This window comes from Pseudomonas sp. PSE14, from assembly GCF_029203285.1.
Classification (GTDB): Bacteria; Pseudomonadota; Gammaproteobacteria; order Pseudomonadales; family Pseudomonadaceae; genus Pseudomonas.
In genome coordinates this window covers 5,066,692-5,092,875 of sequence record NZ_CP115669.1, presented here as the reverse complement: position 1 = coordinate 5,092,875, position 26,184 = coordinate 5,066,692, and the positions used below count along the sequence as shown (strand labels likewise).

The following is a 26,184-nucleotide window of genomic DNA, read 5'->3' as shown; positions in this document are numbered from 1 at the left end:
GGATGACAGGTCGTCCGATTGGCTGACAGCGCGACAAGTTGCCTGCTTGACTTTGCCTGGAAGGATGCAGATGGGTTAAAGTTGACGAAAGGGTCAGGTTTTACAGCAAGAACACCCTTCGGCGTCACCTTCGAAACGCCCCCCGATTGCGCACCCTTCCAGTTTTATTCAGCACCAGAAATCGACATGGGCGGGCCTTCACCGTCCAGAGGATGAACCATGTCCAACCGTGATATTTCCCGGCGTGCCTTCCTGCAGGGCGGGCTGATCGCCGGCGTCAGCGTGACGCTGGCGCCGCTTGGCAGCCGGGCTTTCGCTGCCCTGATGGAAAACTCCGTCACCGTCTCGCCCCAACAGTGGATGGGCCACGACGGCAAGGTGCGTTTCCGTAACGACGCACTGTCCAAGGTCTGCGGCAACAAGGTGTTCGCCCGTGACATCCGCTCCAAGGACATGCCCGGCTGGCCGCAGCAGCAGGGCCACGCCATGTTGCTCAAGACCATCAAGGCCGACCGCATCTTCGACGGCATCGATCTCGCCTGGCTGGGCGCCGAGCTGCAGCCTGACCGCATCGTTACCGCCGATGACCTGGACAAGGACGGCATCGTCTTCCCCGAAGCCCACGCGCCGGACCCGCTGCTGCCGCGCGGCAAGGTGCCGATGTTCATCGGCCATCCGGTGGCCATCCTGATCTGGAACGACTTCGAGCGCTTCCGTCAGGCCAAGCTGAAGATGAAGTTCAACGACAAGGCGATCCGCTACGGCGCGCAGGCTCCGCTGTATCAGGGCGATCCCTACGGCAGCTTCCGCTACGTGCGCGTCGGCGGCGCGACCTCGGCCGATCCGGACGAGTTCTCCAGCCTCAAGGACTCGATCCTCTTCCCGATGATCCGCGAGCGCAAACCGGTGTGGAACCAGCAGCCCAACCAGCACGGCGACCTCACCGAGCAGGGCCTGTTCTACGCGCAGAAGATCAAGGACCAGATCGAAAACCCGCCGGAAAACTGGCTGGTCTTCGACGAACGCTACAAGACCCCGTCCATCGAACCGGCCGCCATGGAGCCGGACAACGGCAACGGTTGGTACGACCCGGCGAGCAAGACCCTGCACTTCGTCGTCGCCACCCAGTGCCCGTTCGAGGCCGCCTACGAGACGGCGCACATGATCGCCCCGTCGCGCTTCGGTCTGGCCAAGCTGAACATGCACCCCGGCTACACCGTGGGCTACGGTTCCAAGGACCACAACATCTTCGTCTTCTACGCGGCCCTGGCTGCGCTGTATGGCAACGGCGTGCCGGTGCGCCTGGCCAATGACCGCTACGAGCAGTTCCAGAGCGGCATCAAGCGCCACCCGTTCGACATCCGCTACCAGCTCGCGGTGGACAAGAAGGACATGACCTTCAAGATCTTCCGCACCGAGATGAGTGTGGACGGCGGCGGCCGCATCAACTACAGCCCGTCCGTGGCCGCCGTGGGCGCCACCGCCGCGCAGTCGATCTACTACATGCCGCAGAACGACCTGCAGGTGACCGCCTACCATTCCCGCGCCGTCGAGGCCGGCTCCATGCGTGGCTACGGCACCCTGCAGAGCATGGCCGCCACCGAAATGATGGTGGACGAGATCGCCGGTCGCCTGGGCGTCGACGCCATCGAGCTGCGCCGCGTCAACGCGCTGAAGTCGGGCATGAAGAACACCCAGGGTGCGATCCCCGCTGGCGCCCTGCGCCTGCACGAGATCCTCGACAAGGCCGCCGCCCATGAGTGGTGGAAGACCCGCGATGCGCGCAAGAAAGAGATGGATGCCAAGGACCCGGACCACTGGTACGGCGTCGGCTTCGCCATCTGCCAGAAGGACTTCGGCACCGGTTCCGAAGCGCCCATGGCGAGCATCGAGTTCGATGCCCAGGGTAAGGTGCACATGCGCCACATCGGCATCGAGATCGGCACCGGTATGTCGACGTCCCAGGCGCTGGTGGTGGCCGACTTCCTCGGCAAGCCGGCGGACGAGATGAAGACCGCCGAAACCGAGTGGCCGGAGCTTCAGCTGCTCAGCGGCGAAGACCCCTACACCATGAGCCAGCCCACCCAGGACGAGAAGCTGCGCAACCCGCGCTGGGTCGGCAAGTACGCTTCGGCGTCGTCGGCGACCAACTCGGCTTATTACTTCAGCCACGCCACTCGCGAAGCGGCGCGTGTGCTGTTCAACCACGGCCTGTGGCCGGCGGCCCTGGAAATCTGGCGCCGCGGTCCGTTCAACGGCGCCGCCAACCCGCTGGTGGTGCGCCGCGAAGACGCCCACTGGGTCGATGGCAAGCTCACCGCCAACGGCTTGCAGCCGCTGTCGTTCGCCGAGCTGGCGCAGGTCGCCCACGAGAAGGGCCTGGTTACCGGCGCTACCGTCCACGGCTTCAACCGCTGGAGCTGGGCGGAGTGCGATTTCATCATCGACGGCGTGCGTGACCGCCTGCCCCTGGATGCCCTGGCCGTGAAATACGGCGACGGCGCGCCGGGCGTGAAGAAGGCGCAGATGAACAGCGCCGGCTTCCACCTGCTGGATCGCCAGAACGTGGCTTACCCGCCGGTGCAACTGAACAACGCCGCGGTGACCTACTACAGCCCGGTAGCGACCATCGTCGAGCTGAAGGTGAACAAGGGCAACGGTGAAGTCACCGTGCTCAACCACCACAGCTGGATCGAGTGCGGCCGCGTGCTGGTGCCGGAGCTGGTGAAAGGCCAGATCGAAGGCGGCACCGCCATGGGCATCGGCCATGCGCTGCTGGAAGACATGCCGCTGTACGAGGGTGGCCCGGGCGAGGGCGACTGGAACTTCAACCGCTACCGTCTCCCGAAGGCGAAAGACGTGGCCGTCTGGCAGCAGAGCTCGGAAATCCTTCCGCCGCTCTCGCCCAGCGACCCGTCCAAGGGCATCGCCGAAGTGGTGATGATCCCGGTGGTCGGCGCCATCGGCAACGCCGTGGCCCACGCCATCGGCAAGCGCGTCCGCGACCTGCCCATCACCCCCGCTCGTATCAAGGAGGCCCTCAATGGCTAACCGTCCGCTCAACCTGACCCTCAATGGTCAAACCGTCGGTCCGGTCGAGGTTCCCGAGGACCTGCCGATGATCGACTACCTGCACGAATACCAGAACCTCACCGGTTCGCGCCTGGGCTGCGGCCAGGGCATCTGTCACGCCTGCGTGGTGATCGTCGACAACCCCGACGGCACCAGCGAGGAAGTGCGCACCTGCATTACCGGCGCGCACTACTTCGAAGGCAAGAAGGTGCGCACCATCGAGGGCCACGCCAAGCGTGAGGAAGACGGTTCGGTGAAGGAGCTGAACCCGATCCAGCAGAAGTTCGTCGACCGCTTCGCCTTCCAGTGCAGCTACTGCGCACCGGGCTTCGTCAACGCCGCCACTGTGCTGGTGGAAAAGGCTCAGCGCCAGCCGCTGAAGAAGAGCGAGCTGGAGGCAACCATCGAGGCCAGCCTGGGCCACCACATCTGTCGCTGCACCGGGTACGTGCGTTACTACGACGCCACCCGCGAAGTGCTGACCGATCTCGGCCTGGTCAAGGAGGGCTAAGCATGCAGCGTATTCTTTCCGGCCTCGCGCTGGCTGCCGGCCTCGGCCTGGCGGTTGGCGCCCAGGCGGCAGACCAGGAGCTGATCAAGCGCGGCGAGTACGTCTCCCGCGCCGCCGACTGCATGGCCTGTCACACCGCCGAGGGCGGCGCGCCGTTCGCCGGCGGCCTGCCGATCCACTCGCCGTTCGGCACCATCTACGGCAGCAACATCACCCCGGACAAGGACTTCGGCATCGGCGGCTACAGCGCCGACGAGTTCTTCGCCGCCCTCACCGAGGGCAAGCGCAAGGACGGCGCCAACCTCTACCCGGCCATGCCCTACACCTCGTACCACCTCATCACGCGCGAGGACAGCGATGCCCTCTACGCCTACCTGATGAGCCAGACGCCGGTGCACCGCGCCGCGCCCGAAACCAGCCTGAGCTTCCCGTTCAACGTGCGCCTGGGTCTGACCGGCTGGAACATGCTGTACGGCAAGAGCGTCCAGCTGGAAAACACCGACGGCAAGAGCGACGCCTACAAGCGCGGCCAGTACCTGGTGGAAGTGCTCGGCCACTGCGGCGAGTGCCACACCCCGCGCAACCAGATCGGCGCGCTGCAGCAGGACAAGCGCCTCACCGGCGGCCTGCTCAACGGCTACAGCGCTCCGAGCCTGCTGGCCCAGGATCTGGCCGAACGCGGCTGGACCAGCGCCGATCTCACCGGCTTCCTCAAGCACGGCATGAGCCCGCAGGGCAGCATGTTCAACGAGATGTTCCCGGTGATGCACCTGAGCACCCAGCACCTGGGTGACGAGGACCTGGCCGCCATGTCCACCTACCTGCTCGGCGATCAGCCGCCGCAGGCCAAGGTGGTTCAGGCGGTTGCCCAGGACCAGCTCGGCGACAGCGCCAAGCGTGGCCGCCAGCAGTACCTCAACGTCTGTGCCGGCTGTCACGGCAATGACGGCGAGGGCAAGCCGCACATTGCCGTGGCGATGCAGGGCAACACCACCCTGCGCCTGGCCGATTCGCGCAACCTGGCCAAGGTCATCGTCGAGGGCATCCGCGAGCAGCAGTTCACCGGTTTCGAGCGCATGCAGCCGATGCCGGGCTTCGCCGACAAGCTCAGTGACGAGCAGCTCACCGACCTGATCAACTACCTGCGTCAGGCCTGGGGTGGCTTGCCGGGCGACATGGGCGTACAACAGGTCGCTCAACTCAAAGCGGAGTGAGTCGTGCAGCATCTCGATCTGCAAGTGGTCCGCCAGGCGCTCCAGTGGTCCAGCGCCGGCCAGCGCGTGTGGTTGTGCAGCGTGCTCTTCACCTACGGCTCGGCGCCCCGCGCGCCGGGCTCGCTGCTGGCGGTCAACGCCAGCGGCCAGTGGGTGGGCTCGCTGTCCGGCGGCTGCGTCGAGGATGACTTCCTCGAACGCGTCGCCGAGGGCGAGTTCAGCGAGCCGGTAGTCGTCGTGCGTTATGGCGACGGCACCGACACGCGCTCGAACATCCGCCTGCCCTGCGGCGGCATCCTCGATGTGCTGGTGGAAAACCTCGCGCCCGATTGTGAGGTCCAGGCGCACCTGCGCGAGCTGGAGTCGGCGCTGCTCGGCCAGCGCCGCCTGCTGCGTGAAGTGAGCCTGGTCGACGGCTCTCGTCGCCTGAGCGATGACCACGACCACGGCCCGCGCGTAGAGCGTGACGAAGCCAACGTGCGTCTGCGCGTTGGCGCCGCCCAGCGCCTGCTGCTGGCGGGTTATTCCAGTGTCGCGCATTTCTGCGCGGAGTTCGGCAAGGGCCTGGGCTTCGAAGTCATCCTCTGTGACCCCCGCGAGGAAGCGCTGGAGGGTGTGGTACTGGACGGCATCGAAATCCGCCGCGAACTGCCGTCGATCTTCATCGCCGATGGTGGCTGCCACGCGGATACCGCCGTGGTCGCCCTGACCCACGACCCGAAGATCGATGACCTGGCGATGCTCGAAGCCGTGCGCACCGAGGCCTTCTACATCGGCGTGATGGGCTCGCGCACCACCTCGGAGAAGCGCCGCGAACGCCTGCACCGTATCGGCGGCCTGAACGAGGCGGAGCTGGCGCGCATCCACGCGCCCATCGGTCTCAACCTGGGCAGCAAGACCCCGGCGGAAATCGCCCTGGCGGTGCTCGCCGACATCCTGCGCACCCGCAGCGGCATCGCTCGCGAGGCCCTGTGACGGTTGTCGCACTGGTCCTGGCTGCCGGCCAGGGCTCGCGCTTCGGCGCCGACAAGCGCCGTGCGACCCTGCCTGATGGCCGCTGCCTGCTGGCGCACAGCGTCGAGCGGGCCCAGGCGGTGTTCGATGAAGTGTGTGTGGTGCTGCGTGAGGGCGAGCGGGTGGAGGACTTCGGTCTGCCTGCCGGTTGCCAGGTTATCCACAGCCCGGACGCCGCGTTGGGCATGGGCCACAGTCTGGCTGCTGGTGCGGTTTCCCTGAGCGACAGCGACGCCCAGGCGGTCGCCATCCTGCTCGGCGACATGCCGTGGATCGCTCCTCAGACTCTGCGTGCGTTGAGCGAAGCAGCCAGCGCTTCGAGCATTCTTTTTCCGATTTTCGAAGGCCAGCGCGGGCACCCCGTGTTGTTCGGCCGCGAGTTCTGGCCCGCGCTGACGCAGCTCACCGGCGATGAAGGCGCGCGGACCGTTGTTCAGGCGAACCGCGATCGTTGCGTCACCCTGGAAGTCGCCGATGCGGGCGTGCTCCGTGATGTCGACACGCCGAACGCCTTGCGCTCCTGACCGGGTTCGCGACACCCGAACCCCATCCCCGTAGGGCGAATAACGCCCCAGCGTTATCCGCCGCAAAAGCCAACGGCGGATAACCTGTTCCAGGTTATGCACCCTACGAAATCAGCGCTGCGCCAGCCACTGCGCAATATGCGGCCAGATTTCCTGACTGGCATTGCGCGACAGCAGTAACCGGTTATGGCGGTAGTCCTCTCGCGCACCGGTCTCCAGTCCGAACAGCTCCAGCGCCGCATCACGCCCGCCGAACGCCTTCACCAGCGCCTCGCACCCGGCGACGGGCGCAATGAAGGTATCACCGCTGCCCGCCACGCCGAGCACCGGTAGATCGACGTCAGCAAGTCCCGCCAGATAATCGAAGCCCTCCAGCGAATCGAAGCGCCGCCGCAGGTTCCACTGGCACCACTGCCGCATCAATCGTGCGCTCTCCGCCTCCGGACCGACATTCTTTGGCCGGCTGGGCGCGACACGCCGCCAGCGCAGCATCCAGTCGAACCCCAGGATTGCCAGCCGGTGCTGCAGGCTGGCTCCGGCCGCCGTGGCCTGGGAACCGATCAGTACCGTCGAGCGCAACCGACGTTTCGCCAACTCCGGGTTGCGTGCCGCCCACATGGAGACGATCAGCCCGCCGCCGGAATGGCCGATCCAGTGCAGTGCCGTGTGTCCGCTACGCCGACTCACCGCATCGAGAATCGCCGGCACGTCCTGCTCGGCTACATCATCAAAGCTGTGGATAAAGCCGTTGCGCCCGCTGTCGCCATGCCCGCGCCAGTCGAATAGCCAGCAGGCGAAGCCACGGCTGCCAAGATAATTGGCCAGGCCCAGGCAACTGCGATGGTTGGAGAACGTGCCGTGGGTCAGCACGACCGGTACGCCGTCCGCAGGGCCTACGCGGCGCAGGGCGAGATCGACACCGTCGGCGGTACGGATCAATTCGGCTACGGCAAGCGGGGATTCCTGTACGGTCATGGCGGCATCCTGGCGGAGGGCGATCCATGCTGCTCCGGCGCGCGTGCCGGAGCAATCCCGCCAGCTTATTTGGTCGCTTTCAGCACCACGAATTTCGGATTTGCCGCCACCTGCTCGACGCCGCGGAACAGGCGTTTGAGCTTGGCGTGGTAGCCCAGGTGGCGGTTGCCGACGATCCACAGTTCGCCGCCGGTGACCAGCGCGGCGCGCGCCTGCTGGAACATGCGCCAGGCGAGGAAGTCGCCGACCACCTGCTGCTGGTGGAAGGGCGGGTTGCACAGCACCAGGTCCAGGGACTCGGCGGCCTGGCTGGCGAGGCCGTCGTCGGCATGGATATCCACAGGACGATTGCCGAAGGCGGCCTGCCAGTTTTCCCGCGCCGATTGCACGGCCATGTAGGACTCGTCCACCAGCGTCAGTTCCGCCTGCGGATTCTGCTGGGCGAAGGCGATGGCCAGCACGCCGTTGCCACAGCCCAGGTCGGCGGCGCGTACGGCATGGTGGTATTGCGGCAGGTGCGGGAGGAAGGCGCGGGTGCCGATGTCCAGGCCTTCGCGGCAGAACACGTTGGCGTGGTTGACCAGCGTCAGCGCCGGCTTGTCCAGGCGGTAGCGGGTGGGGTAGGGCGACGCCGGCGCCGGACGTTGCTCGGCAGTGGCGACCAGCAGGCGGGCCTTTTTCACCGCCAGCGAGGCCTGCATCGGGCCGATGTACTTCTCCAGCAGGTCGCCGGCGGCGCGGGGCAGGTGCTTGATCATGCCGGCGGCGACCACCTTGGTCCCCGGCGCGAGCTGGCCGTGCAGGCGGATCAGCTGTTCTTCCAGCAGCGCCAGGGTCTTGGGCACCCGCACCAGCACATGGTCGAACGGGCCTTGCGGGGTTTCGCTGGCGGGCACGAAGGTCAGCGGCGTGTCTGCCAGACCGTTGAGCTCCAGGTTGCGTTGCAGGGCGATGAAGCCCAGGTGCGAATCGCCGCTGCTGGTCACGCGCACATGGGGGGCGAGGCTGGCGGCGAGGGCACCAAAACTGTCGTTGAGCACCAGGACCCGGGTGTCTGCGCCGACGCCTTGCTCATGCAGGTGATTGAGCAGGTACTCGTCGGCCGCGTCGAACGCCTGCAGCGGGTCTTCGCGCTGTTCGGGGTGGCGGACCAGGTCGAGCTGGGCGAAGGGGCTGGCGAGGACAGGCATGGGGCTCTCGAACGGGTGTTTCGGATGGATGGCTCCGGCAACCGTCGCAGGCCGGCCGGAAACCGGAAATTATCGCCTATCCGCGAGGCTTTCGTCTGCGTTGTACGCAGGCGAGCGATGACCACAAGCCTTGCGGGTGTTTCTCGCGCCGCCAATACGGGAAAATGGGTCGGTTCTTGTGAAAGGAGCGGACGATGACCGCCAGCGAAGAGAAGTTCACCCGCCAGACCCTGCTGGACGTGCAGACGCTCACGCCGAGCCTGTTCACCCTGCGCACCACCCGCGACAGCGGCTACCGCTTCCGCGCCGGGCAGTTCGCCCGCCTGGGCGTGTACAAGGCCAGCGGCAGCATCGTCTGGCGCGCCTACTCGATGGTTTCGGCCCCCCACGATGAGTTCCTCGAATTCTTCTCCATCGTGGTGCCCGACGGCGAATTCACCAGCGAACTCAGCCGCCTGCAGGTCGGCGACCAGTTGCTGGTGGACCGCCAGGCTTTCGGCTTCCTCACCCTCGACCGCTTCCCCGACGGCCGCGATCTCTGGTTGCTGGCCACCGGCACCGGTCTTGCGCCCTTCCTGTCGATCCTGCAGGACTTCGAGGCGTGGGAGCGCTTCGAGACCATCAAGCTGGTCTACAGCGCCCGCGAAGAGAAGGAACTGGCCTACCGCGAGCTGATCGCCAGTTTCAGCGCGATGGAGCACCTGGCGGAGCACATCCACAAGCTGCAGTTCATTCCAGTGGTTACCCGCGAAAGCGTCCCCGGCTGCCTGAATGCGCGGATCACCACGCTGATCGAGAACGGTGAGCTGGAGCGCGCCGCCGGTCTGGAGCTCAGCCCGGAGCATTCGCGCGTGATGCTCTGCGGCAACCCGCAGATGATCGAGGACACCCGCGCCGTGCTGAAGGCGCGCGGCATGAGCCTGGCGCTGACCCGCAAGCCCGGGCAGATTGCGGTGGAGAATTACTGGTAGGGCTTTGTCTTCTGGGGACAGGGTTTGCTCACCCCGCCGATGCGACGGGGTGAGCCGGGGCTCAGGACGAGCGGTTGCGCTGCTCCTTGAGCAGGTCGCGGATTTCGCTCAGCAGTTCCTGGTCCTTGGTCGGCGCAGCCGGCGCGGCCTCTTCCTCGCGCTTGAAGCGGTTGATGGCCTTCACGCCCATGAAGATGGCGAAGGCGACGATCAGGAAGTCCAGGCAGGTCTGGATGAATTTGCCGTAGGCCATCACGACGGCTGGCGTATTGCCCTCGGCGGCCTTGAGGGTGATGGCCAGGTCGGAGAAGTCCACGCCACCGATCAGCAGGCCGATGGGCGGCATGATCACGTCGCCGACGAAGGACGAGACGATCTTGCCGAAGGCGGCGCCGATGATGATACCGACGGCCATGTCGACCACGTTGCCCTTGACGGCGAAGGCCTTGAACTCGCTAAGCAGACTCATGCAGGAACTCCTTGTAACAGAGGGGGACAGGTGGGCAGTTTAGCGGCCCGTCGCCACCTGATCATCCCGAATCGTTCAATGACCGGCGGTGTTGGGCGCTTTTACCGGGTGGTCTAGGCTTAACGGGCAACCCATCCATTCAAGGAGGTCCGCCATGCCGCTCGAGCATCATCCGCTGTCCCGCGAATTTCCCGACCAGAAGGCACTGATGACCCGCTTGCACGGGAAGGACGCCACCTTCACCCGCCTCGCCGCCAGTTACGAGGAGCTGGACAAGAAAATCTACGATATCGAGGATGGCCGCCAGGCGATGGACGACCTCTCGCTCAACTCACTCAAGCTGCAGCGCGTGACGCTGAAGGACGAGATTGCCGACCTGCTCAAGCGATCCGGCTGAGCTTGATCGATATCAAGGGTGTGGGTCGGAGCGAGGCGTAGGCTCCTGTCATCCTTTTCCAACTGGTGCCACCGCCATGCGTAAATCCCTCTCGTCCTCTGGCAAGTCCGTCACCAAGTCCCAACGTAACGCCGAAGTCCTCCGTGCCCAGGAGCGCCTGGTTCGCCTGAAGCTGCAATACGAGCTGCTGGACCAGCGCATCGGTCGGGTGGAGGAGGGCGTCGAGCGTCCCGACGGGACCCTGGCGTCGCTGCGCATGCGCCGCGAAAGCCTCAAGTACGATATGGAGTGTCAATATCGCCGCCTGGCGGGCTGATGCACCTGGCCCGATTGGCTATGATGCGGGCTTTGTCTTCGACGGAGTCCGCTCATGGCCAAGGCCAAGCGCATGTACGGCTGCACCGAGTGCGGCGCCACCTACCCCAAATGGGCCGGCCAATGCCCTGATTGCGGCGCCTGGAACACCCTGGTCGAGACCGTCGTCGACACCACGCCCACCGGCGGTTCCGGCAGCAGCTCCGGCCGTGGCGGCTGGGCCGGCCAGCAGGCCAACATCAAGACCCTCGCCGAAGTCAGCGTCGAAGAGATGCCGCGTTTCACCACCGCCTCGGCGGAGCTGGACCGCGTGCTCGGTGGCGGCCTGGTCGACGGCTCGGTGGTACTGATCGGCGGCGACCCCGGCATCGGCAAGTCCACCATTCTCCTGCAGACTCTCTGCAACGTCGCCGCGCGCCTGCCGGCGCTCTATGTCACCGGTGAGGAATCCCAGCAGCAGGTCGCCATGCGCGCCCGCCGCCTTGGCCTGCCGGAAGACAAGCTCAAGGTCATGACCGAGACCTGCATCGAAAGCATCATCGCCACCGCGCGCCACGAGCAGCCGAAGGTGATGGTGATCGACTCGATCCAGACCATCTTCACCGAACAGTTGCAATCGGCCCCTGGCGGCGTCGCCCAGGTGCGCGAGAGCGCGGCCCTGCTGGTGCGTTTCGCCAAGCAGAGCGGTACGGCGATCTTCCTGGTCGGCCACGTCACCAAGGAAGGCGCGCTGGCCGGCCCGCGCGTACTGGAGCACATGGTCGACACCGTGCTGTATTTCGAGGGCGAATCCGACGGCCGCCTGCGCCTGCTGCGGGCGGTGAAGAACCGCTTCGGCGCGATCAACGAGCTGGGTGTGTTCGCCATGACCGACCGTGGTCTGAAGGAAGTTTCCAACCCCTCGGCGATCTTCCTCACCCGCGCTCAGGAGTCGGTGCCCGGTAGCGTGGTCATGGCCACCTGGGAAGGCTCGCGGCCGATGCTGGTGGAGGTGCAGGCGCTGGTGGACACCAGTCACCTGGCCAACCCGCGCCGCGTGACCCTCGGCCTGGACCAGAACCGCCTGGCCATGCTGCTGGCGGTGTTGCACCGCCACGGCGGTATCCCGACCTACGACCAGGACGTGTTCCTCAACGTGGTGGGCGGGGTGAAGGTGCTGGAAACCGCATCCGACCTGGCGCTGATGGCGGCGGTGATGTCCAGTCTGCGCAACCGGCCGCTGGATCACCAGTTGCTGGTGTTCGGCGAGGTCGGCCTGTCCGGCGAGGTGCGCCCGGTGCCCAGCGGCCAGGAGCGTCTGAAGGAAGCGGCCAAGCACGGCTTCAAGCGCGCCATCGTGCCCAAGGGCAACGCGCCGAAAGAGGCGCCGGCGGGCCTGCAGGTGATCGCCGTGACGCGCCTGGAGCAGGCGCTGGATGCGTTGTTCGAATAGCGGCTTTCTTTAGGAGCGAGCTTGCTCGCGAACTCTCACCGGCGGCTCCGGTGTCAGACGGTTCGCGAGCAAGCTCGCTCCTACAAGGTTGGATCAGTGTTCGCTGAGTAGCGTCAGTTCCCGTTCCAGCAGCGATTCGTCGCCCAGGTTGAGCTCCACCAGGCGGCGCAGGTGGCTGATGGATTCCAGGTCGATGTGCTTGCAGTTGAAGCCCAGCAGACCCTCGCGCTCCCAGGCCAGCTCGGCTTCCATATAGACGTTGACGTCGAAGCCCAGGTAGATGCGCACCTGTACCGGCTCCTCGGGCACCACTGCCCAGTGTTCGGGCCGCTGCACTAGCACCCCCTGCAATGACAGGTCCAGCAGGGTGACCTTCCAGCGCTGGTCGCCCTGGCTGATTTCCGTGCCGGCATCGAAGGCAATGCGCTGGAAGCGCCGGCGCTCGGCGTGATCGTCACTCATTGTCGTGGCTCTCCGGCCGTTCTGCTTCGCCTCACTATAGACAAAGCACCGCTCATGCGTTGCACGCCATCTGCCGACCTTTCGTCCATCAGACACTTCCCGTGCGGGTTTGACAGTCCGCGGTCGCTCGCCAAAGCTCTTTGGGCGTCAATCCAATACCAATTGTGGAGTGCAGAACATGGATAAGAAGTTCGTATGCAAGGGGATCATTCTCGGGGTGCTGAGCGCCGCCAGCCTGGCAGCGCTGGCCGATGAAGCCGGACAAAGCGGTCATGGCTGCGGCTGGGGCAACATGGTCTTCGAAGGTCAGCGTGGCCTGTTCCCGCACCTGCTGGCCACCACAACCAACGGCACCTCGGGCAATGCCACCTTCGGCCTGACCTCCGGCACCAACGGTTGCGATGCCAATCAGCGCATCGGCTACGGCGGCCGCTCGATCTTCGCCATGAACGGCATGCTCGACAATATTGCCGAGAACATGGCCCAGGGCCATGGTGAGGCGCTGGACGCCTATGCGGTCCTGCTCGGCATTCCCACCGAGGATCGCGCGCACTTTGCCAAGGTCACCCAGCAGCACTTCGGTGAAATCTTCACCTCCCAGAACGCCACCGGCGAACAGGTGCTGAGCAACACCCTGGCGGTGATGAGCCGCGATCAGGTGCTGTCGCGCTACGCCAAGCAGCCGGCCTGATCTGCGTTCGACCCGAAAGCCCGCCACCCGGCGGGCTTTTCATTTGTCTGGCGCGCCGCCGGGCGGTATTTGACTTCAGGCAATAAGCGCGTAACCGCTCTAGACTAAGGTCGTATGAATGGGTCGCTGGAAAAGACTAGAATTTTTCTGCGAATTCTCGCCTTCAAACTGTCGGAAGCCTCGCTATGAACAATAACAACAACCTGCTACGTCACCTCGCATGGCTGGTGGTGGCGATAGTCGGTGCATTTGCCTTGGGAGTCGTGGCGTTGCGCCGCGGCGAAGCCATCAACGCACTATGGATCGTCGTCGCAGCGGTCGCCATTTATCTGGTCGCCTACCGCTATTACAGCCTGTTCATCGCCACCAAGGTGATGCAGCTGGATCCCAACCGGGCGACCCCAGCGGTCCTCAACAACGACGGCCTGGACTACGTCCCGACCAACAAGCACATCCTCTTCGGTCACCACTTCGCCGCCATCGCCGGCGCCGGTCCGCTGGTCGGCCCGGTACTCGCCGCGCAGATGGGCTACCTGCCCGGCACGCTCTGGCTGATCGCCGGCGTGGTGCTGGCTGGTGCCGTGCAGGACTTCATGGTGCTGTTCATCTCCAGCCGCCGTAACGGCCGCTCGCTGGGTGAACTGGTGCGCGAGGAAATGGGGCAGGTGGCGGGGACCATCGCTCTGTTCGGCGCGTTCCTGATCATGATCATCATCCTCGCGGTGCTCGCCCTGATCGTGGTGAAGGCCCTGGCCGAAAGCCCGTGGGGCATGTTCACCGTGCTGGCGACCATTCCGATCGCGATCCTCATGGGCGTGTACATGCGCTACATCCGCCCGGGCCGCATTGGCGAGATTTCCGTGGTCGGTGTGGCCCTGCTGCTGGGCTCCATCTGGCTCGGCGGCCAGGTTGCCGCCAGTCCCGAATGGGCACCGGTCTTCACCTTCCACGGCGTGCAGATCGTCTGGATGCTGATCGCCTACGGCGCCATCGCCTCGGTACTGCCGGTATGGCTGCTGCTGGCGCCGCGTGACTACCTGTCGACCTTCCTGAAGATCGGCACCATCGTCGCGCTGGCCATCGGCATCCTGATCGTCTCGCCGGAACTGAAGATGCCGGCCCTGACCCAGTTCACCGACGGCACCGGCCCGGTATGGAAGGGCGGCCTGTTCCCGTTCCTGTTCATCACCATCGCCTGTGGCGCCGTGTCCGGCTTCCACGCGCTGATCTCCTCGGGCACCACGCCCAAGCTGCTCAACCGTGAGCCCGATGCCCGCTACATCGGCTACGGCGGCATGCTGATGGAGTCCTTCGTGGCCATCATGGCGATGGTCGCCGCCTCGGTGATCGAGCCGGGTATCTACTTCGCCATGAACAGCCCGCCGGCCGTGGTCGGCGCCGACGTCAACGCCGTGGCGGCCACCGTCAGCAGCTGGGGCTTCGCCATCACACCGGACGTTCTGGCCCAGACCGCCAAGGACATCGGCGAGACCACCATCCTGGCCCGTGCCGGTGGCGCGCCGACCCTCGCCGTGGGTATCGCGCACATCCTTCACCAGGTGCTGCCGGGTGAGAACACCATGGCCTTCTGGTATCACTTCGCGATCCTGTTCGAGGCGCTGTTCATCCTCACCGCGGTAGACGCCGGTACCCGGGCCGGTCGCTTCATGCTGCAGGACCTGCTGGGCAACTTCGTCCCGGCGCTGAAGAAGACCGACTCCTGGGGGGCCAACATCGTCGGCACCGGCGGCTGCGTCGCGTTGTGGGGCTGGCTGCTGTACCAGGGCGTGGTCGATCCGCTGGGCGGCATCAACACCCTGTGGCCGCTGTTCGGCATCTCCAACCAGATGCTCGCCGGTATCGCGCTGATGCTCGCCACCGTCGTGCTGATCAAGATGAAGCGCCAGCAGTATGTCTGGGTGACCGCCTTCCCGGCCGCCTGGCTGCTGATCTGCACCAGCACCGCCGGCCTGATCAAGATCTTCGACAGCAACCCGGCCGTCGGCTTCGTCGCGCTGGGCAAGAAGTACGCTGCGGGCCTGGACGCCGGGCAGATCATCGCCCCGGCCAAGGACATCGGCCAGATGCAGGCGGTGATGATGAACGCCTACATCAACGCCGGTCTCACCGTGCTGTTCCTGCTGGTGGTGTTCAGCGTGCTGGTGTACTCCATCAAGGTCGGCGCCAGCGCCTGGACCAAGAAGGAGCGCACCGACAAGGAAGCGCCGTTCCAGCCGATTCCGGACGCGTGAGGGAGGTAGATCATGTTCAACGACCTCAGCCGCATGGGTAAGTATCTCGGGCAGGCCGCGCGCATGTTGGTCGGCATGCCCGATTACGACACCTACGTTCAGCACATGCAGAACAAGCACCCGGACAAGACTCCGATGACCTACGAGGAGTTCTTCCGCGAGCGCCAGGAGGCGCGCTACGGTGGCGGCAAGGGGAGGCCGATCCGCTGCTGCTAACGACGCGGATAGGTGTATAACGGACGGGCCGCGAGCGATCGCGGCCCGTTTTCATTTCTGATTGCCTGGATGTTCCCATGACCGATTCCGCAAGCACGCCGCAGATTCCGGTGACCGTCCTCACCGGCTTCCTCGGGGCGGGCAAGACCACCCTGCTCAAGCACATCCTCAAGGCCGAGCATGGCCTGAAGATCGCCGTGATCGAGAACGAATTCAGCGACACGCCCATCGACGCTCAGTTGCTCGGCGACGATGCGGTGCAGGTGACGACGCTGTCCAACGGCTGTGTCTGCTGCACCATCAATAGCGACCTCGAGCGTGCGCTCTACGTCCTGCTGGAGCGCCGCGACAACGGTGAGCTGGACTTCGACCGCGTGGTGATCGAGTGCACGGGGCTCGCCGACCCGGCGCCGGTGGCACAGACCTTCTTCGTCGACGAAACGCTGCGCGAGCGCTACCTGCTCGACGGCATCATCACCCTGGTGGACGCTGCCAACGCCGATCGCCACCTGCAGGAAGCCATCGCCCAGGCCCAGGTCGGTTTCGGCGACCGCATCCTGGTGAGCAAGCGCGACCTGGTTTCGCCCGAGCAATACGACGCCCTGGTGGAGCGCCTGCAGCGCATCAATCGTCGCGCCGAAATCCATCCGGTGGAGCATGGCGCCATCGAGCTGGAGCGCCTGCTCGACGTGCGCGGCTTCAACCTCAACGGCGACGTGGGCCTGCGCCCGCTGCTGCGCCCCGTGCGCCCGGCGGCGGACACCACCGACCGCATCACCACCCTGGTGCTGCGCAGCGAGCGCGCGCTGGACATCGAGCGCCTGAGCGTCTTCATGGATGACCTGCTGCAATGGCACGGCAATTCGCTGTTGCGCTACAAGGGCGTGCTGAACATTGCCGATGAGGCGCGCCGCCTGGTGTTCCAGGGTGTGCTGCGGCTCTACGGCTTCGATTGGGACACCGAATGGAAGAGCGACGAGAAGCGCGAGAGCGTGATCGTCTTCATCGGTGACAACCTGCCGGAAGAGCAGATCCGCCAGGGATTCGAAGCCATCACGGGCGGACCTGCCGCCTGAATGAAAACGCCCGGCCCGCGCCGGGCGTTTTCTTTGGTGCTCTTCGTAGGAGCGAGCTTGCTCGTGAACCGCCGCTTGTCGGGTGATGCCGACATCAGCCACCACGCCGGACAGCCCCCTCTCCCTTCAGGGAGAGGGTTGGGGAGAGGGCCAGATGCTCAGGTTGAACGCTGTCGCTCACACAGGCAGCGTACCCCCTCCCTAACCCTCCCCCTGAAGGGAGAGGGGACCGTTTGATGCAGTCGGCAGCCAGGGAGTCAGCTGGCAAGCACGGTTCGCGAGCAAGCTCGCTCCTGCAAAAAAGCCTTGGTGCGGTTCAGCCACCAATCAGATGCTTGAGCGGATGGTAATCCGCCTTCAGGTTCCCCGCCGCCTTGAGGATGGCCTGCTCGATCGCGTTCAGGTGCATGCAGGTCAATTCGATGGCCGCCGCCTGGTTGCCCGCCTCGATGTACTCGATCAGACGCAGGTGCTCGTTGCCCCGGCAGGTTTCGTGGTGCTCGTCGTCCAGGGTGGTCGCGTAGAGCGAGGCGCGTTCGATCAGCTTGCGGAAGAAGTCCAGCAGCACCGGATTGTTCAGCGCCGCCGCGAGCTTCAAGTGGAACTCGCCGAGCAGGTGGACGAATTGCGCGTGGTCATGGTCGTGGGCCGCGTCCTCCAGCGCCACGTGGTCGCGCAGGTCCTGGATGATAGCGCTGTCCGCGCGGCGGCAGAGTTCGCTGACAATGCCGATCTCGATCAGTCGCCGGGTTTCGAACAGCGAGCGGATCTCCTCGTCGCTGGGTAGTGACACCCATGCCCCCTTGTTGAGCGCGCTGGACACCAGCCCATCCGCTTCCAGATGTTTCAGCGCCGCGCGCACCGAAGTGCGGCTGACCTTGAACAATTCCGCCAGCGCCGCTTCGCCCAGCTTCATGCCCGGGCGCAGGCTGCGCTTGCTGATTGCCTCGTAAACCCCTTGGTAGACGCGTTCCACCGTGGACTCGGGGTGCTTCTCCGTCATGAGCGACTCCACCTCTTGCTTGACCCTGGAAAGGATGCCGCAAAACCGTCCGTGCAAAACCAGTTGCAGAAGAAAAATACATCAGCTATTTCTAAGTTGCATTCAAATATTGCATACAAAAACAAGAGGAATGCACCAAAATGAATCACTCGTCGTCAGTCGAGGTCCGTCGGGTCAGCAAACGCTACACCGATGATCCGAACGTCGCCCCCGCCCTCAACGAGGTCTCGGTCGATATCGCCCATAACGAGTTCTTTACCTTGCTGGGGCCGTCCGGCTGCGGCAAGACCACGCTGCTGCGCAGCATCGCCGGTTTCGAGAACGTCACCTCCGGCGACATCCTCGTCGGTGGCGAGCGGGTCAACGACCTGCCGCCCTACCGCCGCCGCATCAACACCGTGTTCCAGAGCTACGCGCTGTTCCCGCACATGTCGGTGAGCGAGAACATCGCTTTCGGCCTGGAAATGCAGGGCCTGGCACGCGGTGAGATCCCCGGCCGGGTGAAGGAAATGCTGGCGCTGGTGCAGATGGAGCACCTGGCGCGGCGCAAGCCGGCGGAGCTCTCCGGCGGCCAGCAGCAGCGCGTGGCCCTGGCTCGTGCGCTGGCGCCCAAGCCCTCGGTGCTGCTGCTGGACGAACCGCTGTCCGCGCTGGACCTGAAGCTGCGCAAGGAGATGCAGGTCGAGCTCAAGCGCGTGCAGGAAGAGGCGGGTATCACCTTCATCTTCGTCACCCACGACCAGGAAGAGGCGCTGACCCTGTCCGACCGCATCGCCGTGATGTCCCACGGCAACATCATGCAGATCGGCACACCCAACGAGATCTACGAGCGCCCGCGGCACCGCTTCGTCGCGCAGTTCATCGGCGACATCAACTTCCTCCCCGGGCAGATGCGCCAGGGCGCCTTCCACCCCAACGCCATGCCGGCGGAGATCCAATGCCAGGTGCCTGAGGGCCTCGACCAGAACAGCGTGCAACTGGCCTTCCGCCCGGAACGTTCCAAGCTGGTCGACCCCTCGCAGCCGCACCACCTGCGTGCGGTGATCGAGACGGTGATGTATGTCGGCACCGCCACGCTGTACCGCTGCCGTCTGCCCGATGCTTCGCAGATCACCCTGCGCGAGAGCAATGAAGGCGGGCGCGCCCGTGACGTCGGCGAGGCCGTGGCAGTACATCTGCCGCCCCAGGCCTGCCTGCTGATGGAGGCCTGAGCATGACGGAGTCGCCCACCACCCGCCGCCTGTTGCTGCTCAGCCCGGTGGCGCTGACGCTGCTGGGGCTGATCGCCATTCCGCTGGCGATCATGGGCTATATCAGCCTGCTGCCGCGCAACCTCTACGGCGGCGTTGACTGGCACGCCGACTGGCAGATTCAGAGCTACGTGCAACTGTTCTTCCAGGAAGACTTCGACGGCAACCTGGAGCTCAACTGGGTCTACGCCCAGGCGCTGCTGCGTTCGCTGTTCCAGGCCGGCGGCACCACGCTGCTGTGCTTCCTGTTCGGCTTCCCGGTGGCGCTGTGGATGACCAGCCTCAGCGAGCGCTCGCGCAACCTCATGGTACTGCTGATCACCATCCCGTTCTGGACCAACCTGCTGATCCGCAACTACGCCTGGCTGATCATCCTGCGCGAGCACGGCTGGATCGCCCAGACGCTCAATGCACTGTTCCCCCAGGCCGGCGGCATCACCCTGCTGTACAACGACTTCGCGGTCTGCGTGGGGCTGGTCTACAGCTTCCTGCCGTTCATGATCCTGCCGATCTACTCGACCCTGGAGAAGCTCGACTGGCGTCTGGTCGAGGCTGCCTACGACCTCGGCGCGAACCGCTGGAAGGCGTTGCGCCGCGTGATCCTGCCGCTGTCCATGCCCGGCGTGATCGCCGGCTCCCTGCTGGTGTTCGTACCGAGCCTGGGCGCCTTCATCACCCCCGCCATCCTCGGTGGCGGCAAGACGCTGATGATCGGCAACCTGATCCAGCAGCAGTTCGGCACCGCGCGCAACTGGCCGCTGGGTGGCTCGCTGTCGTTCCTGCTGCTGGCGATCATGCTGCTCGCGCTGATCGCGTTCGCCCTGTATAGCCGCCGCGCCGCCAAGGCCGTTCACCTGGGAGGAGCCAGCGCATGATCGCCCAGCACCTGAAGAAACTCCCCGGCACCCGCGAGACCAGCCTGCTGGTGCTGGCCTACCTGTACCTGCCGATCTTCGTGTTGATCGCCTACAGCTTCAACGCCAACCGTTCGGCCACGGTGTGGACCGAATTTTCCTTCGCCTGGTACGGCAAGATCGTCGCCAACCCCTCGATCCAGGCCGCCGCGTTCAACTCGCTGGTGGTGGCGGGCTTCGCCACCGTGCTGTCCACCGCGATCGCCCTGGCGGCGGCGCTGGCGACCTCGCGGCCGTTCTACGGACGTCGGGTGGTGGAGGGCGGCATCAACCTGCCGCTGATCCTGCCTGAGATCGTCATCGCAGTGGCTACCTTGCTGCTGTTCATGTCGCTGGGGATCAAGCTGGGCCTGATGACGGTGATCGTCGCCCATGTCGGCTTCTGCATTCCCTTCGCCTACCTGCCGATCCGCGCGCGCCTGAACGACCTGGACAAGAGCCTGCTGGAAGCCGCCGGCGACCTCTACGCCAGCCCCTACCAGGTGTTCCGCCGGGTGACCCTGCCGCTGCTGTGGCCGGCGGTGCTGTCCGGCGCGGTGCTGGCGTTCGTAGTCAGCCTCGACGACTTCATCATGACCTTCTTCGTCGCAGGACCCGGTTCGACGACGCTGCCGGTCTACATCTTCTCGGCCATCAAGGCCGGGGTAACACCCGAGATCAATGCGATCTCGACGCTCATGCTGGTGATTTCCATCGTCCTCGTGGTGCTGTCGTACTGGCTTGGCCAGCGCGGCAAACCGGACGCCTGATCAAGACTGCCGACCTTTCGCTCTTTCTGGAGAAAACGATGAAGTTGAATGCCCTGCGTCACGGCCTTGCCGGTTTGTCCCTCACTCTGCTGGCCGCCGGCGTCGCCCAGGCCGAGGAGCCCAAGCAGCTGTTCTTCTACAACTGGACCGACTACTACCCGGTGGAACTGTTGGCCAAGTTCGAGAAGGAGACCGGTATCAAGGTCACCATGGACGGCTACGACAGCAACGAAACCCTGCTGGCCAAGCTGCAGGCCGGCGGCGCCGCGTACGACGTGATCGTGCCGTCGCACTCGATCATGCAGACGCTGATCAACCAGAACCTGCTGCTGGAAATCGACACGCCCAAGCTAGTCAACTTCCAGTACGTGAAGCCGGCCTTCCGCGACCCGGCCTTCGACCCGGGCCGCAAGTATTCGGCGCCCTACCTGTGGGGTTCCACCGGCTTCTCCTACGACAGCGCGCGAGTGCCGGGCGGCAAGCTGGATGACTCGTGGAAGGAGTTCTTCGAGCCGCGTCCGGAGCTGCAAGGCCAGGTCGCCGCGCTGGATACCCCGAGCAGCCTGATCAACGCCGCCGCGCACTACCTGAACGTCGACGAGTGCACCGAGAGCCCGCAGGACGCCAAGAAAATCCTCGAGCTGCTGCAGAAGCAGAAGCCCTTCCTGAAGATGTACAGCTCGGACAACACCGTGGACCGCATGGCCTCCGGCGAAGTGGTGCTGATGCAGAACTGGAACGGCTCCACTGCTCGCGCCACCCTGCAGAAGAGCACCATCAAGTACGTCTACCCGCGTGAGGGTGTGGCGTCCTTCCAGGACAACTTTGCCGTGCCCAAGAGCGCCCCGCACCCAGAGAACGCCAAAGTCTTCATCAACTGGATGATGAAACCGGAGAACGCCGCCGCGGTGACCAACGCCATCGCCTATTCCAACGGCATCGAGACCGACAAGCTGCTCGACGCCAAGTGGAAGGTGATGGACGCCATCAACATGCCGCCGGAGTACGCCGAGCGCCTGCGCCTGGAAAAGGAATGCAGCAACAAGTCCCGCGAGCTGCAGGATCGCATCTGGTCCAAGCTCAAGGGCTGATGTGTTGGCCGAGCCCGATTCAGGCTCGGAACTGCTCTTCGTAGGAGCGAGCTTGCTCGCGAACCGCTCAACGCCGGTGCTGAGCCGGACTCCGGTCGCGAGCAAGCTCGCTCCTACAGGTTTCCAGCAGGGCGAGCGCTTCATCCGCCGGCGAGTTCCTCGGCGGATAACCGCAAGCGGTTATTCGCCCTACGTTTTCACAAGATCGAGGTCCCCATGACCGACAGCTACTGGCTGCGCAACATCCGCCCGCTGGGCAACCCTGCGGAAGACTTTCTCATCCGTGACGGCCGCATCGCCGAGCGCCGTCCCGCCAGCAACGCCGTGCTGCAATCCGGCGATATCGACGGCGCCGGCCAGCTCCTGTTGCCGCCGCTGGTGGAAAGCCACTGCCACCTGGACAAGACGCTCTGGGGTCAACCCTGGCGCCCCAACAGCGCCGGCCCGACGCTCAAGGACTACATCGCCAACGAGCGCCGCGTGCTGCGCGAAATCCAAGCCCCCATCGCCGCCCGCGCCGGCGCGCTGCTGGAGCAGTGCATCGCACGCGGTTCGCTGACCTTCCGCTGCCACGTGGACATCGACCCCGAGCTGGGCCTGCGCCACGTCGAAGCCATGATGGCGCTGCGCGAGAGCTACGCCGACCTGATCGACATGGAATTCGTGGTCTTCCCGCAGACCGGCCTGGTCAGTCGCCCCGGCACCGCCGAGCTCATGCGCGAAGCCCTGCAGATGGGCGTGGAAAACGTCGGTGGCCTTGACCCTTGCGGCATCGACGACGACCCCATCGCGCAGCTCGATATCGTCTTCGGCCTCGCCGTGGAATTCGGCCGTGGCGTGGACATCCACCTGCACGACAAGGGCGAGTTGGGTCTCTGGCAGATCGCCCGCATCGCCGATTACACCGAGCGCCACGGACTGCAGGGCAAGGTCATGATCAGCCACGCCTATTGCCTGGGCATGGCGCCCTGGGAGCGGGTCGAGCCGCTGGCCAGGCGACTCGCCGCGCTGAAGATTTCCCTGATGAGTTCCGCGCCGGCCGATACTCCGGTGCCGCCGTTCCTCGCGCTGCGCGAGGCGGGCGTGAACCTGTGCCTGGGCAGCGACGGCATCCGCGATGCCTGGTCGCCCATGGGCAATGGCGACATGCTCGAACGCGCCATGCTGCTCGCCTTCCGCTTCGACCTGTGCAAGGACGACGACCTCGCCGCCGCCTTTGGCGCTGCCACCGCCAACGGTGCCCGCGCGCTGGGTCGCGAGCCGGCGCGTATCGAGGTCGGTGCGGCGGCGGACTTCCTCCTGCTGCCGGTAGAAACCCTGGGTGAAGCCGTGGTCGCACGCCCGGCGCAGCGCCAGGTGTTCAAGGCCGGCAAGCTGATTGCCGAGAATGGCAAGCTGCTGGAGTCGCGTCTGTGAGTGCTCCGCGTATCGGCTTGAAAGCCAGCTTCGTCGTCGGCTTCGATGGTCGCCAACATGTGCTCTGGCGCCACGGTGAAGTGGTGTTCGAGGGTGGAAAGATCGTCTTCGTCGGGCGCGGTTTCCCCGGCGAAGTCAGTCAGTGGATCGACTACGGCCACGCGCTGATCGGCCCTGGCTTCATCGACCTCGACGCCCTCGGTGACCTCGACTCCACCGTGCTCACCCTGGACAACGGCGCCGAGTGGAACATGGGCCGCGTCTGGTCCGAAGACTACCTGTGCGCCGGGCCGACCGAGTGCTACAGCCCGGACGAGGAGCTGTTCAAGTACCGCTACGCCTTCACCCAGCTGATCCGCAACGGCATCACCACCGCCATGCCGATCACCTCCATGTACTACCGGCGCTGGGCCGAGCATTACGACGAATTCGCCGGGGTCGCCGCGCTCTCCGCCGAACTCGGCCTGCGCACCTACCTCGGCCCCTGCTACATGAGCGGCATGACCTATGCCCGCGCCGATGGCAGCCCCGCGCAGCATTGGGACGAGGCTGCCGGCCTCGCCGGTTTGCGCGAAGCCGAACGCTTCTTCCGCGACTTCGACGGCGCGCACAACGGACTGGTGCGTGGCGCGCTGTTGCCCGACCGCATCGAGACCTGCACGCCCGCGTTACTGGAACGCACCGCCGCCGTACAGCGCGAACTCAATGCGCCGCTGCGCCTGCATTGCTGCCAGTCGCGCTACGAAGTGGAACTGGTGCGCCGTCTGCGCGATACCTCGTCGCTGCAATGGCTGGACAGCTACGGCCTGCTCAACCCGCGCAGCGTGCTGCCCCACGGCATCCTGCACAGTGGCGAGCACGAACTGCAGCGCCTCGCCGACACGGGCGCGAGCCTGGTGCATTGCCCGGTGGTGTTCGCCCGTGAAGGCGACGCGCTGGATTCGTTCGGCCGTTACCGCGCACGGGGCATCAACCTCGCCATGGGTACCGACACTTTCCCGGCGGACATGTTCGACAACCTGCGCCAGGGCCTGAACATCGCGCGAGTGAAGGAGGGCAATGCCGAACACACGCGCATGCTCGATCTCTACAACGCTGCCACCCTCGGCGGCGCCCAGGCACTGGGACGCGATGACCTCGGCCGCCTGGCTCCGGGCGCTCGCGCGGACATCACCGTGTTCCGCCTCGGCGACTTCCACCAGGGGCCGTTCTTCGACCCGCTGAAAAACCTGTTCACCGCCGGTCGAGGTGACGACTGCATCGCCAGCTTCATCGACGGCCGCTGCGTGATGCAGGACCGCCAGGTGATCGGCGTCGATTACACCGACCTGCAACGCCGCGCCGATGCGCTGTTCCAGAAACAGATGCAGCACCACGCGGACCGCGCCTTCGGCAACCCGCCGTGGCGCACGCTGTTCCATTCCGCGATCCCCTTTGCCGACCCTTACAGCGCCGCCGCACCGCTGCTCGACGCGCCCGCACAGTCTGCCCACTGAAGGATCACCCCATGCTCAGCTTCGACTTCCAGCAGCTGTCCGCCCGCGAGAAATACAAGATCCTCATCGGCAGCGTGGTGCCCCGGCCCATCGCGCTGGTCACGACGATCGACCCGCAGGGTCGTGCCAACGCCGCGCCTTTCAGCTTCTTCAACGCGCTCTCTGCCGACCCGCCGATCCTCGCCCTGGGCGTGGAGAACTACAGCGACCTGAGCCCCAAGGACACCACGCTGAACATCCGCCACAACCAGGAGTTCACCGTGAACATCGTCTCCGATGCACTGGTGGAGGCGATGAACGTCTGCGCCGTGCCCTTCGAACCGGGCTTCGACGAGCTGGTGGCCGCCGGCCTCACCGCCATCCCCGGCACCCGCGTCGGCTGCCCGCGCATCGGCGAGGCGCCGGTGGCGCTGGAGTGCCGGCGGATGATGGCGCTGTCCATCGGCCAGTCGCGGGAAATCATCCTCGGTGAAGTGCTGATGGCCCACGTGCGCGACGACCTGATCGACCCGGCCACGCTGTACATCGACCAACTCGGCCTCGACGCCATCGGGCGCATGGGCGGCCATGGCTATGCGCGCACACGGGAGTATTTCGACCTGCCGACGCGTTCGCTGAAGCAGTGGACTGAAGCACCGGGTGCCGGAGAGCGGCTCTGGGCGCAGTCAGAAGAGCTGGCCTGAGCTGCTCGAACCTTTCCCGCTAGGGGCGAGCGATATCCGCGAGTGCGGATAAGGTTTGCTCCTGCGCATCAAGTGGTCTGCCGGCCATTCGGGGCTGAATTTCAGAAGCTTCTGCCTGGAATTGCCGAGCCTTCCAATTGGAGCGGCCACGCGACATCGTCAGCCTTCCCCATTTTCCCGGGGGAGCTGAGTGCCGTGACAAAGGAATCGAACTGCGACGTGCGCTGGCACGAACAGAAAGTGACCACGCAGATGCGTGCCGAGACGATGCGGCAGCGCGGCGCCTGCATCTGGTTTACCGGACTTTCCGGCGCGGGGAAGTCGACGCTGGCCAATGCGCTGGACCTGGCCTTGCATGCCGCCGGCAGGAAAACCTATCTGCTCGATGGTGACAATGTGCGCCACGGGCTCTGTCGAGACCTTGGCATGGGCGAGGCGGACCGGACGGAAAATATCCGCCGGGCGGGGGAAGTAGCCAGGCTCATGGTGGACGCAGGATTGATCGTGCTCTGCGCATTCATCTCGCCTTATCGGAGCGACCGCCAGTGCTTGCGCGAACTGTTCGAGCCGGGGCGGTTCGTCGAAGTCCACGTTGCCACGCCCTTGGCGTTTTGCGAACAACGCGACCCCAAAGGGCTCTATGGGAAGGCGCGTCAGGGACTGATCCGCGACTTCACCGGCATCGACTCGCCCTATGAGCCACCGCTCGCACCGGACCTGATGATCGATACTAGCGTCGAGCCATTGGACATTTCCATCCGACGCCTGCTTGAGCGGTGTGCATGAAGGCACAGGCTCGTC

General features: G+C 65.3%; 26 protein-coding genes. 21 read left to right on the top strand and 5 right to left on the bottom strand.

Annotated features, from left to right (window positions below; translation table 11 throughout):
• Positions 1-219 precede the first annotated feature (219 nt).
• From O6P39_RS23380 to O6P39_RS23360, 5 genes are read left to right on the top strand one after another with little or no spacing between them, the layout of a single operon-like run.
• A complete protein-coding gene (locus O6P39_RS23380; protein WP_275608768.1) occupies positions 220-3,051 on the top strand; it encodes a xanthine dehydrogenase family protein molybdopterin-binding subunit in 2,832 nt (943 codons plus the stop codon).
• Positions 3,044-3,583: a (2Fe-2S)-binding protein gene (locus tag O6P39_RS23375; RefSeq protein ID WP_259757479.1), complete on the top strand. Its 540-nt coding sequence runs from the start codon at positions 3,044-3,046 to the stop codon at positions 3,581-3,583. The genes O6P39_RS23380 and O6P39_RS23375 overlap by 8 nt, the downstream gene beginning before the upstream one ends.
• Before the next feature lie 2 nt (positions 3,584-3,585).
• Complete coding sequence (locus O6P39_RS23370) at positions 3,586-4,797, top strand: cytochrome c (RefSeq protein WP_275608767.1); 1,212 nt, start codon at positions 3,586-3,588, stop codon at positions 4,795-4,797.
• A 3-nt stretch (positions 4,798-4,800) separates the two neighbouring features.
• A complete protein-coding gene (locus O6P39_RS23365; RefSeq protein ID WP_275608766.1) occupies positions 4,801-5,772 on the top strand; it encodes an XdhC family protein in 972 nt (323 codons plus the stop codon).
• Entirely contained in the window at positions 5,769-6,335 is a 567-nt protein-coding gene (locus O6P39_RS23360) for a nucleotidyltransferase family protein (protein WP_275608765.1), read from the top strand. The genes O6P39_RS23365 and O6P39_RS23360 overlap by 4 nt, the downstream gene beginning before the upstream one ends.
• A gap of 111 nt (positions 6,336-6,446) precedes the next feature.
• On the opposite strand, the gene O6P39_RS23355 is transcribed toward O6P39_RS23360, so the two are convergent.
• On the bottom strand, positions 6,447-7,310 hold the full coding sequence (locus O6P39_RS23355; RefSeq protein WP_275608764.1) for an alpha/beta fold hydrolase: 864 nt from the start codon (positions 7,308-7,310) through the stop codon (positions 6,447-6,449).
• Between the two features lie 65 nt (positions 7,311-7,375).
• Positions 7,376-8,500: a class I SAM-dependent methyltransferase gene (locus O6P39_RS23350; protein WP_275608763.1), complete on the bottom strand. Its 1,125-nt coding sequence runs from the start codon at positions 8,498-8,500 to the stop codon at positions 7,376-7,378.
• 194 nt (positions 8,501-8,694) lie between these two features.
• Between O6P39_RS23350 and O6P39_RS23345 the strand changes: the two genes are divergently transcribed.
• Positions 8,695-9,471: a ferredoxin--NADP reductase gene (locus tag O6P39_RS23345; protein WP_275608762.1), complete on the top strand. Its 777-nt coding sequence runs from the start codon at positions 8,695-8,697 to the stop codon at positions 9,469-9,471.
• A 61-nt stretch (positions 9,472-9,532) separates the two neighbouring features.
• Here the strand turns inward: O6P39_RS23345 and mscL are convergent, their stop codons facing one another.
• Complete coding sequence (mscL, locus tag O6P39_RS23340) at positions 9,533-9,940, bottom strand: large-conductance mechanosensitive channel protein MscL (protein ID WP_275608761.1); 408 nt, start codon at positions 9,938-9,940, stop codon at positions 9,533-9,535.
• 154 nt (positions 9,941-10,094) lie between these two features.
• On the opposite strand from mscL, the gene O6P39_RS23335 reads away from it, so the two are divergent.
• The 3 genes from O6P39_RS23335 to radA all read left to right on the top strand — a co-directional run bounded on the left by O6P39_RS23335 (position 10,095) and on the right by radA (position 12,084).
• On the top strand, positions 10,095-10,337 hold the full coding sequence (locus tag O6P39_RS23335; protein WP_275608760.1) for a YdcH family protein: 243 nt from the start codon (positions 10,095-10,097) through the stop codon (positions 10,335-10,337).
• A gap of 76 nt (positions 10,338-10,413) precedes the next feature.
• Positions 10,414-10,653, top strand: coding sequence for a hypothetical protein (locus tag O6P39_RS23330; protein WP_275608759.1), 240 nt, complete (start codon positions 10,414-10,416; stop codon positions 10,651-10,653).
• 54 nt (positions 10,654-10,707) lie between these two features.
• Positions 10,708-12,084: a DNA repair protein RadA gene (gene radA / locus O6P39_RS23325; RefSeq protein ID WP_275608758.1), complete on the top strand. Its 1,377-nt coding sequence runs from the start codon at positions 10,708-10,710 to the stop codon at positions 12,082-12,084.
• A gap of 93 nt (positions 12,085-12,177) precedes the next feature.
• On the opposite strand, the gene O6P39_RS23320 is transcribed toward radA, so the two are convergent.
• Positions 12,178-12,546 (bottom strand): PilZ domain-containing protein, encoded by a 369-nt coding sequence (locus O6P39_RS23320; protein WP_275608757.1) that lies wholly within the window; start codon positions 12,544-12,546, stop codon positions 12,178-12,180.
• A 178-nt stretch (positions 12,547-12,724) separates the two neighbouring features.
• On the opposite strand from O6P39_RS23320, the gene O6P39_RS23315 reads away from it, so the two are divergent.
• The 4 genes from O6P39_RS23315 to yjiA all read left to right on the top strand — a co-directional run bounded on the left by O6P39_RS23315 (position 12,725) and on the right by yjiA (position 16,781).
• Positions 12,725-13,237, top strand: coding sequence for a DUF3015 domain-containing protein (locus O6P39_RS23315; RefSeq protein ID WP_275608756.1), 513 nt, complete (start codon positions 12,725-12,727; stop codon positions 13,235-13,237).
• A gap of 185 nt (positions 13,238-13,422) precedes the next feature.
• Positions 13,423-15,489, top strand: a complete 2,067-nt coding sequence (locus O6P39_RS23310; protein ID WP_275608755.1) for a carbon starvation CstA family protein — start codon at positions 13,423-13,425, stop codon at positions 15,487-15,489.
• A 12-nt stretch (positions 15,490-15,501) separates the two neighbouring features.
• Positions 15,502-15,705, top strand: a complete 204-nt coding sequence (locus O6P39_RS23305) for a YbdD/YjiX family protein (RefSeq protein WP_015478970.1) — start codon at positions 15,502-15,504, stop codon at positions 15,703-15,705.
• Positions 15,706-15,782: 77 nt separating this feature from the next.
• Positions 15,783-16,781: a GTPase gene (gene yjiA / locus O6P39_RS23300; protein WP_275608754.1), complete on the top strand. Its 999-nt coding sequence runs from the start codon at positions 15,783-15,785 to the stop codon at positions 16,779-16,781.
• 316 nt (positions 16,782-17,097) lie between these two features.
• Here yjiA and O6P39_RS23295 read toward each other — a convergent pair whose 3' ends face one another.
• On the bottom strand, positions 17,098-17,784 hold the full coding sequence (locus O6P39_RS23295) for a GntR family transcriptional regulator (protein ID WP_275608753.1): 687 nt from the start codon (positions 17,782-17,784) through the stop codon (positions 17,098-17,100).
• Between the two features lie 140 nt (positions 17,785-17,924).
• Here O6P39_RS23295 and O6P39_RS23290 point away from each other — a divergent pair, with 140 nt between their 5' ends.
• From O6P39_RS23290 to cysC, 8 genes are all read left to right on the top strand, one after another.
• Positions 17,925-18,995, top strand: coding sequence for an ABC transporter ATP-binding protein (locus tag O6P39_RS23290; RefSeq protein WP_275608752.1), 1,071 nt, complete (start codon positions 17,925-17,927; stop codon positions 18,993-18,995).
• Positions 18,992-19,909: an ABC transporter permease gene (locus O6P39_RS23285; protein WP_275612015.1), complete on the top strand. Its 918-nt coding sequence runs from the start codon at positions 18,992-18,994 to the stop codon at positions 19,907-19,909. Before O6P39_RS23290 ends, O6P39_RS23285 begins: the two co-directional genes overlap by 4 nt.
• Entirely contained in the window at positions 19,906-20,697 is a 792-nt protein-coding gene (locus tag O6P39_RS23280) for an ABC transporter permease (protein ID WP_275608751.1), read from the top strand. Before O6P39_RS23285 ends, O6P39_RS23280 begins: the two co-directional genes overlap by 4 nt.
• Before the next feature lie 38 nt (positions 20,698-20,735).
• Complete coding sequence (locus O6P39_RS23275; RefSeq protein WP_275608750.1) at positions 20,736-21,788, top strand: extracellular solute-binding protein; 1,053 nt, start codon at positions 20,736-20,738, stop codon at positions 21,786-21,788.
• A gap of 216 nt (positions 21,789-22,004) precedes the next feature.
• Positions 22,005-23,204, top strand: a complete 1,200-nt coding sequence (locus O6P39_RS23270; protein WP_275608749.1) for an amidohydrolase family protein — start codon at positions 22,005-22,007, stop codon at positions 23,202-23,204.
• Positions 23,201-24,700, top strand: coding sequence for an amidohydrolase family protein (locus tag O6P39_RS23265; RefSeq protein WP_275608748.1), 1,500 nt, complete (start codon positions 23,201-23,203; stop codon positions 24,698-24,700). Before O6P39_RS23270 ends, O6P39_RS23265 begins: the two co-directional genes overlap by 4 nt.
• A gap of 11 nt (positions 24,701-24,711) precedes the next feature.
• Positions 24,712-25,383 carry a flavin reductase family protein gene (locus O6P39_RS23260; RefSeq protein ID WP_275608747.1) on the top strand — a complete coding sequence of 224 codons (672 nt, stop codon included), beginning with the start codon at positions 24,712-24,714 and terminating at the stop codon, positions 25,381-25,383.
• A gap of 252 nt (positions 25,384-25,635) precedes the next feature.
• Complete coding sequence (gene cysC, locus O6P39_RS23255; RefSeq protein WP_275612014.1) at positions 25,636-26,169, top strand: adenylyl-sulfate kinase; 534 nt, start codon at positions 25,636-25,638, stop codon at positions 26,167-26,169.
• Positions 26,170-26,184: the final 15 nt, after the last annotated feature.

Bases quoted from the DNA above. Each gene is read 5' to 3' on its own strand.
- O6P39_RS23380 (WP_275608768.1), top strand. From the start codon at position 220: ATGTCCAACCGTGATATTTCCCGGCGTGCCTTCCTGCAGGGCGGGCTG.
- O6P39_RS23375 (WP_259757479.1), top strand. From the start codon at position 3,044: ATGGCTAACCGTCCGCTCAACCTGACCCTCAATGGTCAAACCGTCGGT.
- O6P39_RS23370 (WP_275608767.1), top strand. From the start codon at position 3,586: ATGCAGCGTATTCTTTCCGGCCTCGCGCTGGCTGCCGGCCTCGGCCTG.
- O6P39_RS23355 (WP_275608764.1), bottom strand. From the start codon at position 7,310: ATGACCGTACAGGAATCCCCGCTTGCCGTAGCCGAATTGATCCGTACC.
- O6P39_RS23350 (WP_275608763.1), bottom strand. From the start codon at position 8,500: ATGCCTGTCCTCGCCAGCCCCTTCGCCCAGCTCGACCTGGTCCGCCAC.
- O6P39_RS23345 (WP_275608762.1), top strand. From the start codon at position 8,695: ATGACCGCCAGCGAAGAGAAGTTCACCCGCCAGACCCTGCTGGACGTG.
- mscL (WP_275608761.1), bottom strand. From the start codon at position 9,940: ATGAGTCTGCTTAGCGAGTTCAAGGCCTTCGCCGTCAAGGGCAACGTG.
- O6P39_RS23335 (WP_275608760.1), top strand. From the start codon at position 10,095: ATGCCGCTCGAGCATCATCCGCTGTCCCGCGAATTTCCCGACCAGAAG.
- O6P39_RS23330 (WP_275608759.1), top strand. From the start codon at position 10,414: ATGCGTAAATCCCTCTCGTCCTCTGGCAAGTCCGTCACCAAGTCCCAA.
- radA (WP_275608758.1), top strand. From the start codon at position 10,708: ATGGCCAAGGCCAAGCGCATGTACGGCTGCACCGAGTGCGGCGCCACC.
- O6P39_RS23320 (WP_275608757.1), bottom strand. From the start codon at position 12,546: ATGAGTGACGATCACGCCGAGCGCCGGCGCTTCCAGCGCATTGCCTTC.
- O6P39_RS23315 (WP_275608756.1), top strand. From the start codon at position 12,725: ATGGATAAGAAGTTCGTATGCAAGGGGATCATTCTCGGGGTGCTGAGC.
- O6P39_RS23310 (WP_275608755.1), top strand. From the start codon at position 13,423: ATGAACAATAACAACAACCTGCTACGTCACCTCGCATGGCTGGTGGTG.
- O6P39_RS23305 (WP_015478970.1), top strand. From the start codon at position 15,502: ATGTTCAACGACCTCAGCCGCATGGGTAAGTATCTCGGGCAGGCCGCG.
- yjiA (WP_275608754.1), top strand. From the start codon at position 15,783: ATGACCGATTCCGCAAGCACGCCGCAGATTCCGGTGACCGTCCTCACC.
- O6P39_RS23295 (WP_275608753.1), bottom strand. From the start codon at position 17,784: ATGACGGAGAAGCACCCCGAGTCCACGGTGGAACGCGTCTACCAAGGG.
- O6P39_RS23290 (WP_275608752.1), top strand. From the start codon at position 17,925: ATGAATCACTCGTCGTCAGTCGAGGTCCGTCGGGTCAGCAAACGCTAC.
- O6P39_RS23280 (WP_275608751.1), top strand. From the start codon at position 19,906: ATGATCGCCCAGCACCTGAAGAAACTCCCCGGCACCCGCGAGACCAGC.
- O6P39_RS23275 (WP_275608750.1), top strand. From the start codon at position 20,736: ATGAAGTTGAATGCCCTGCGTCACGGCCTTGCCGGTTTGTCCCTCACT.
- O6P39_RS23270 (WP_275608749.1), top strand. From the start codon at position 22,005: ATGACCGACAGCTACTGGCTGCGCAACATCCGCCCGCTGGGCAACCCT.
- O6P39_RS23260 (WP_275608747.1), top strand. From the start codon at position 24,712: ATGCTCAGCTTCGACTTCCAGCAGCTGTCCGCCCGCGAGAAATACAAG.
- cysC (WP_275612014.1), top strand. From the start codon at position 25,636: ATGCGTGCCGAGACGATGCGGCAGCGCGGCGCCTGCATCTGGTTTACC.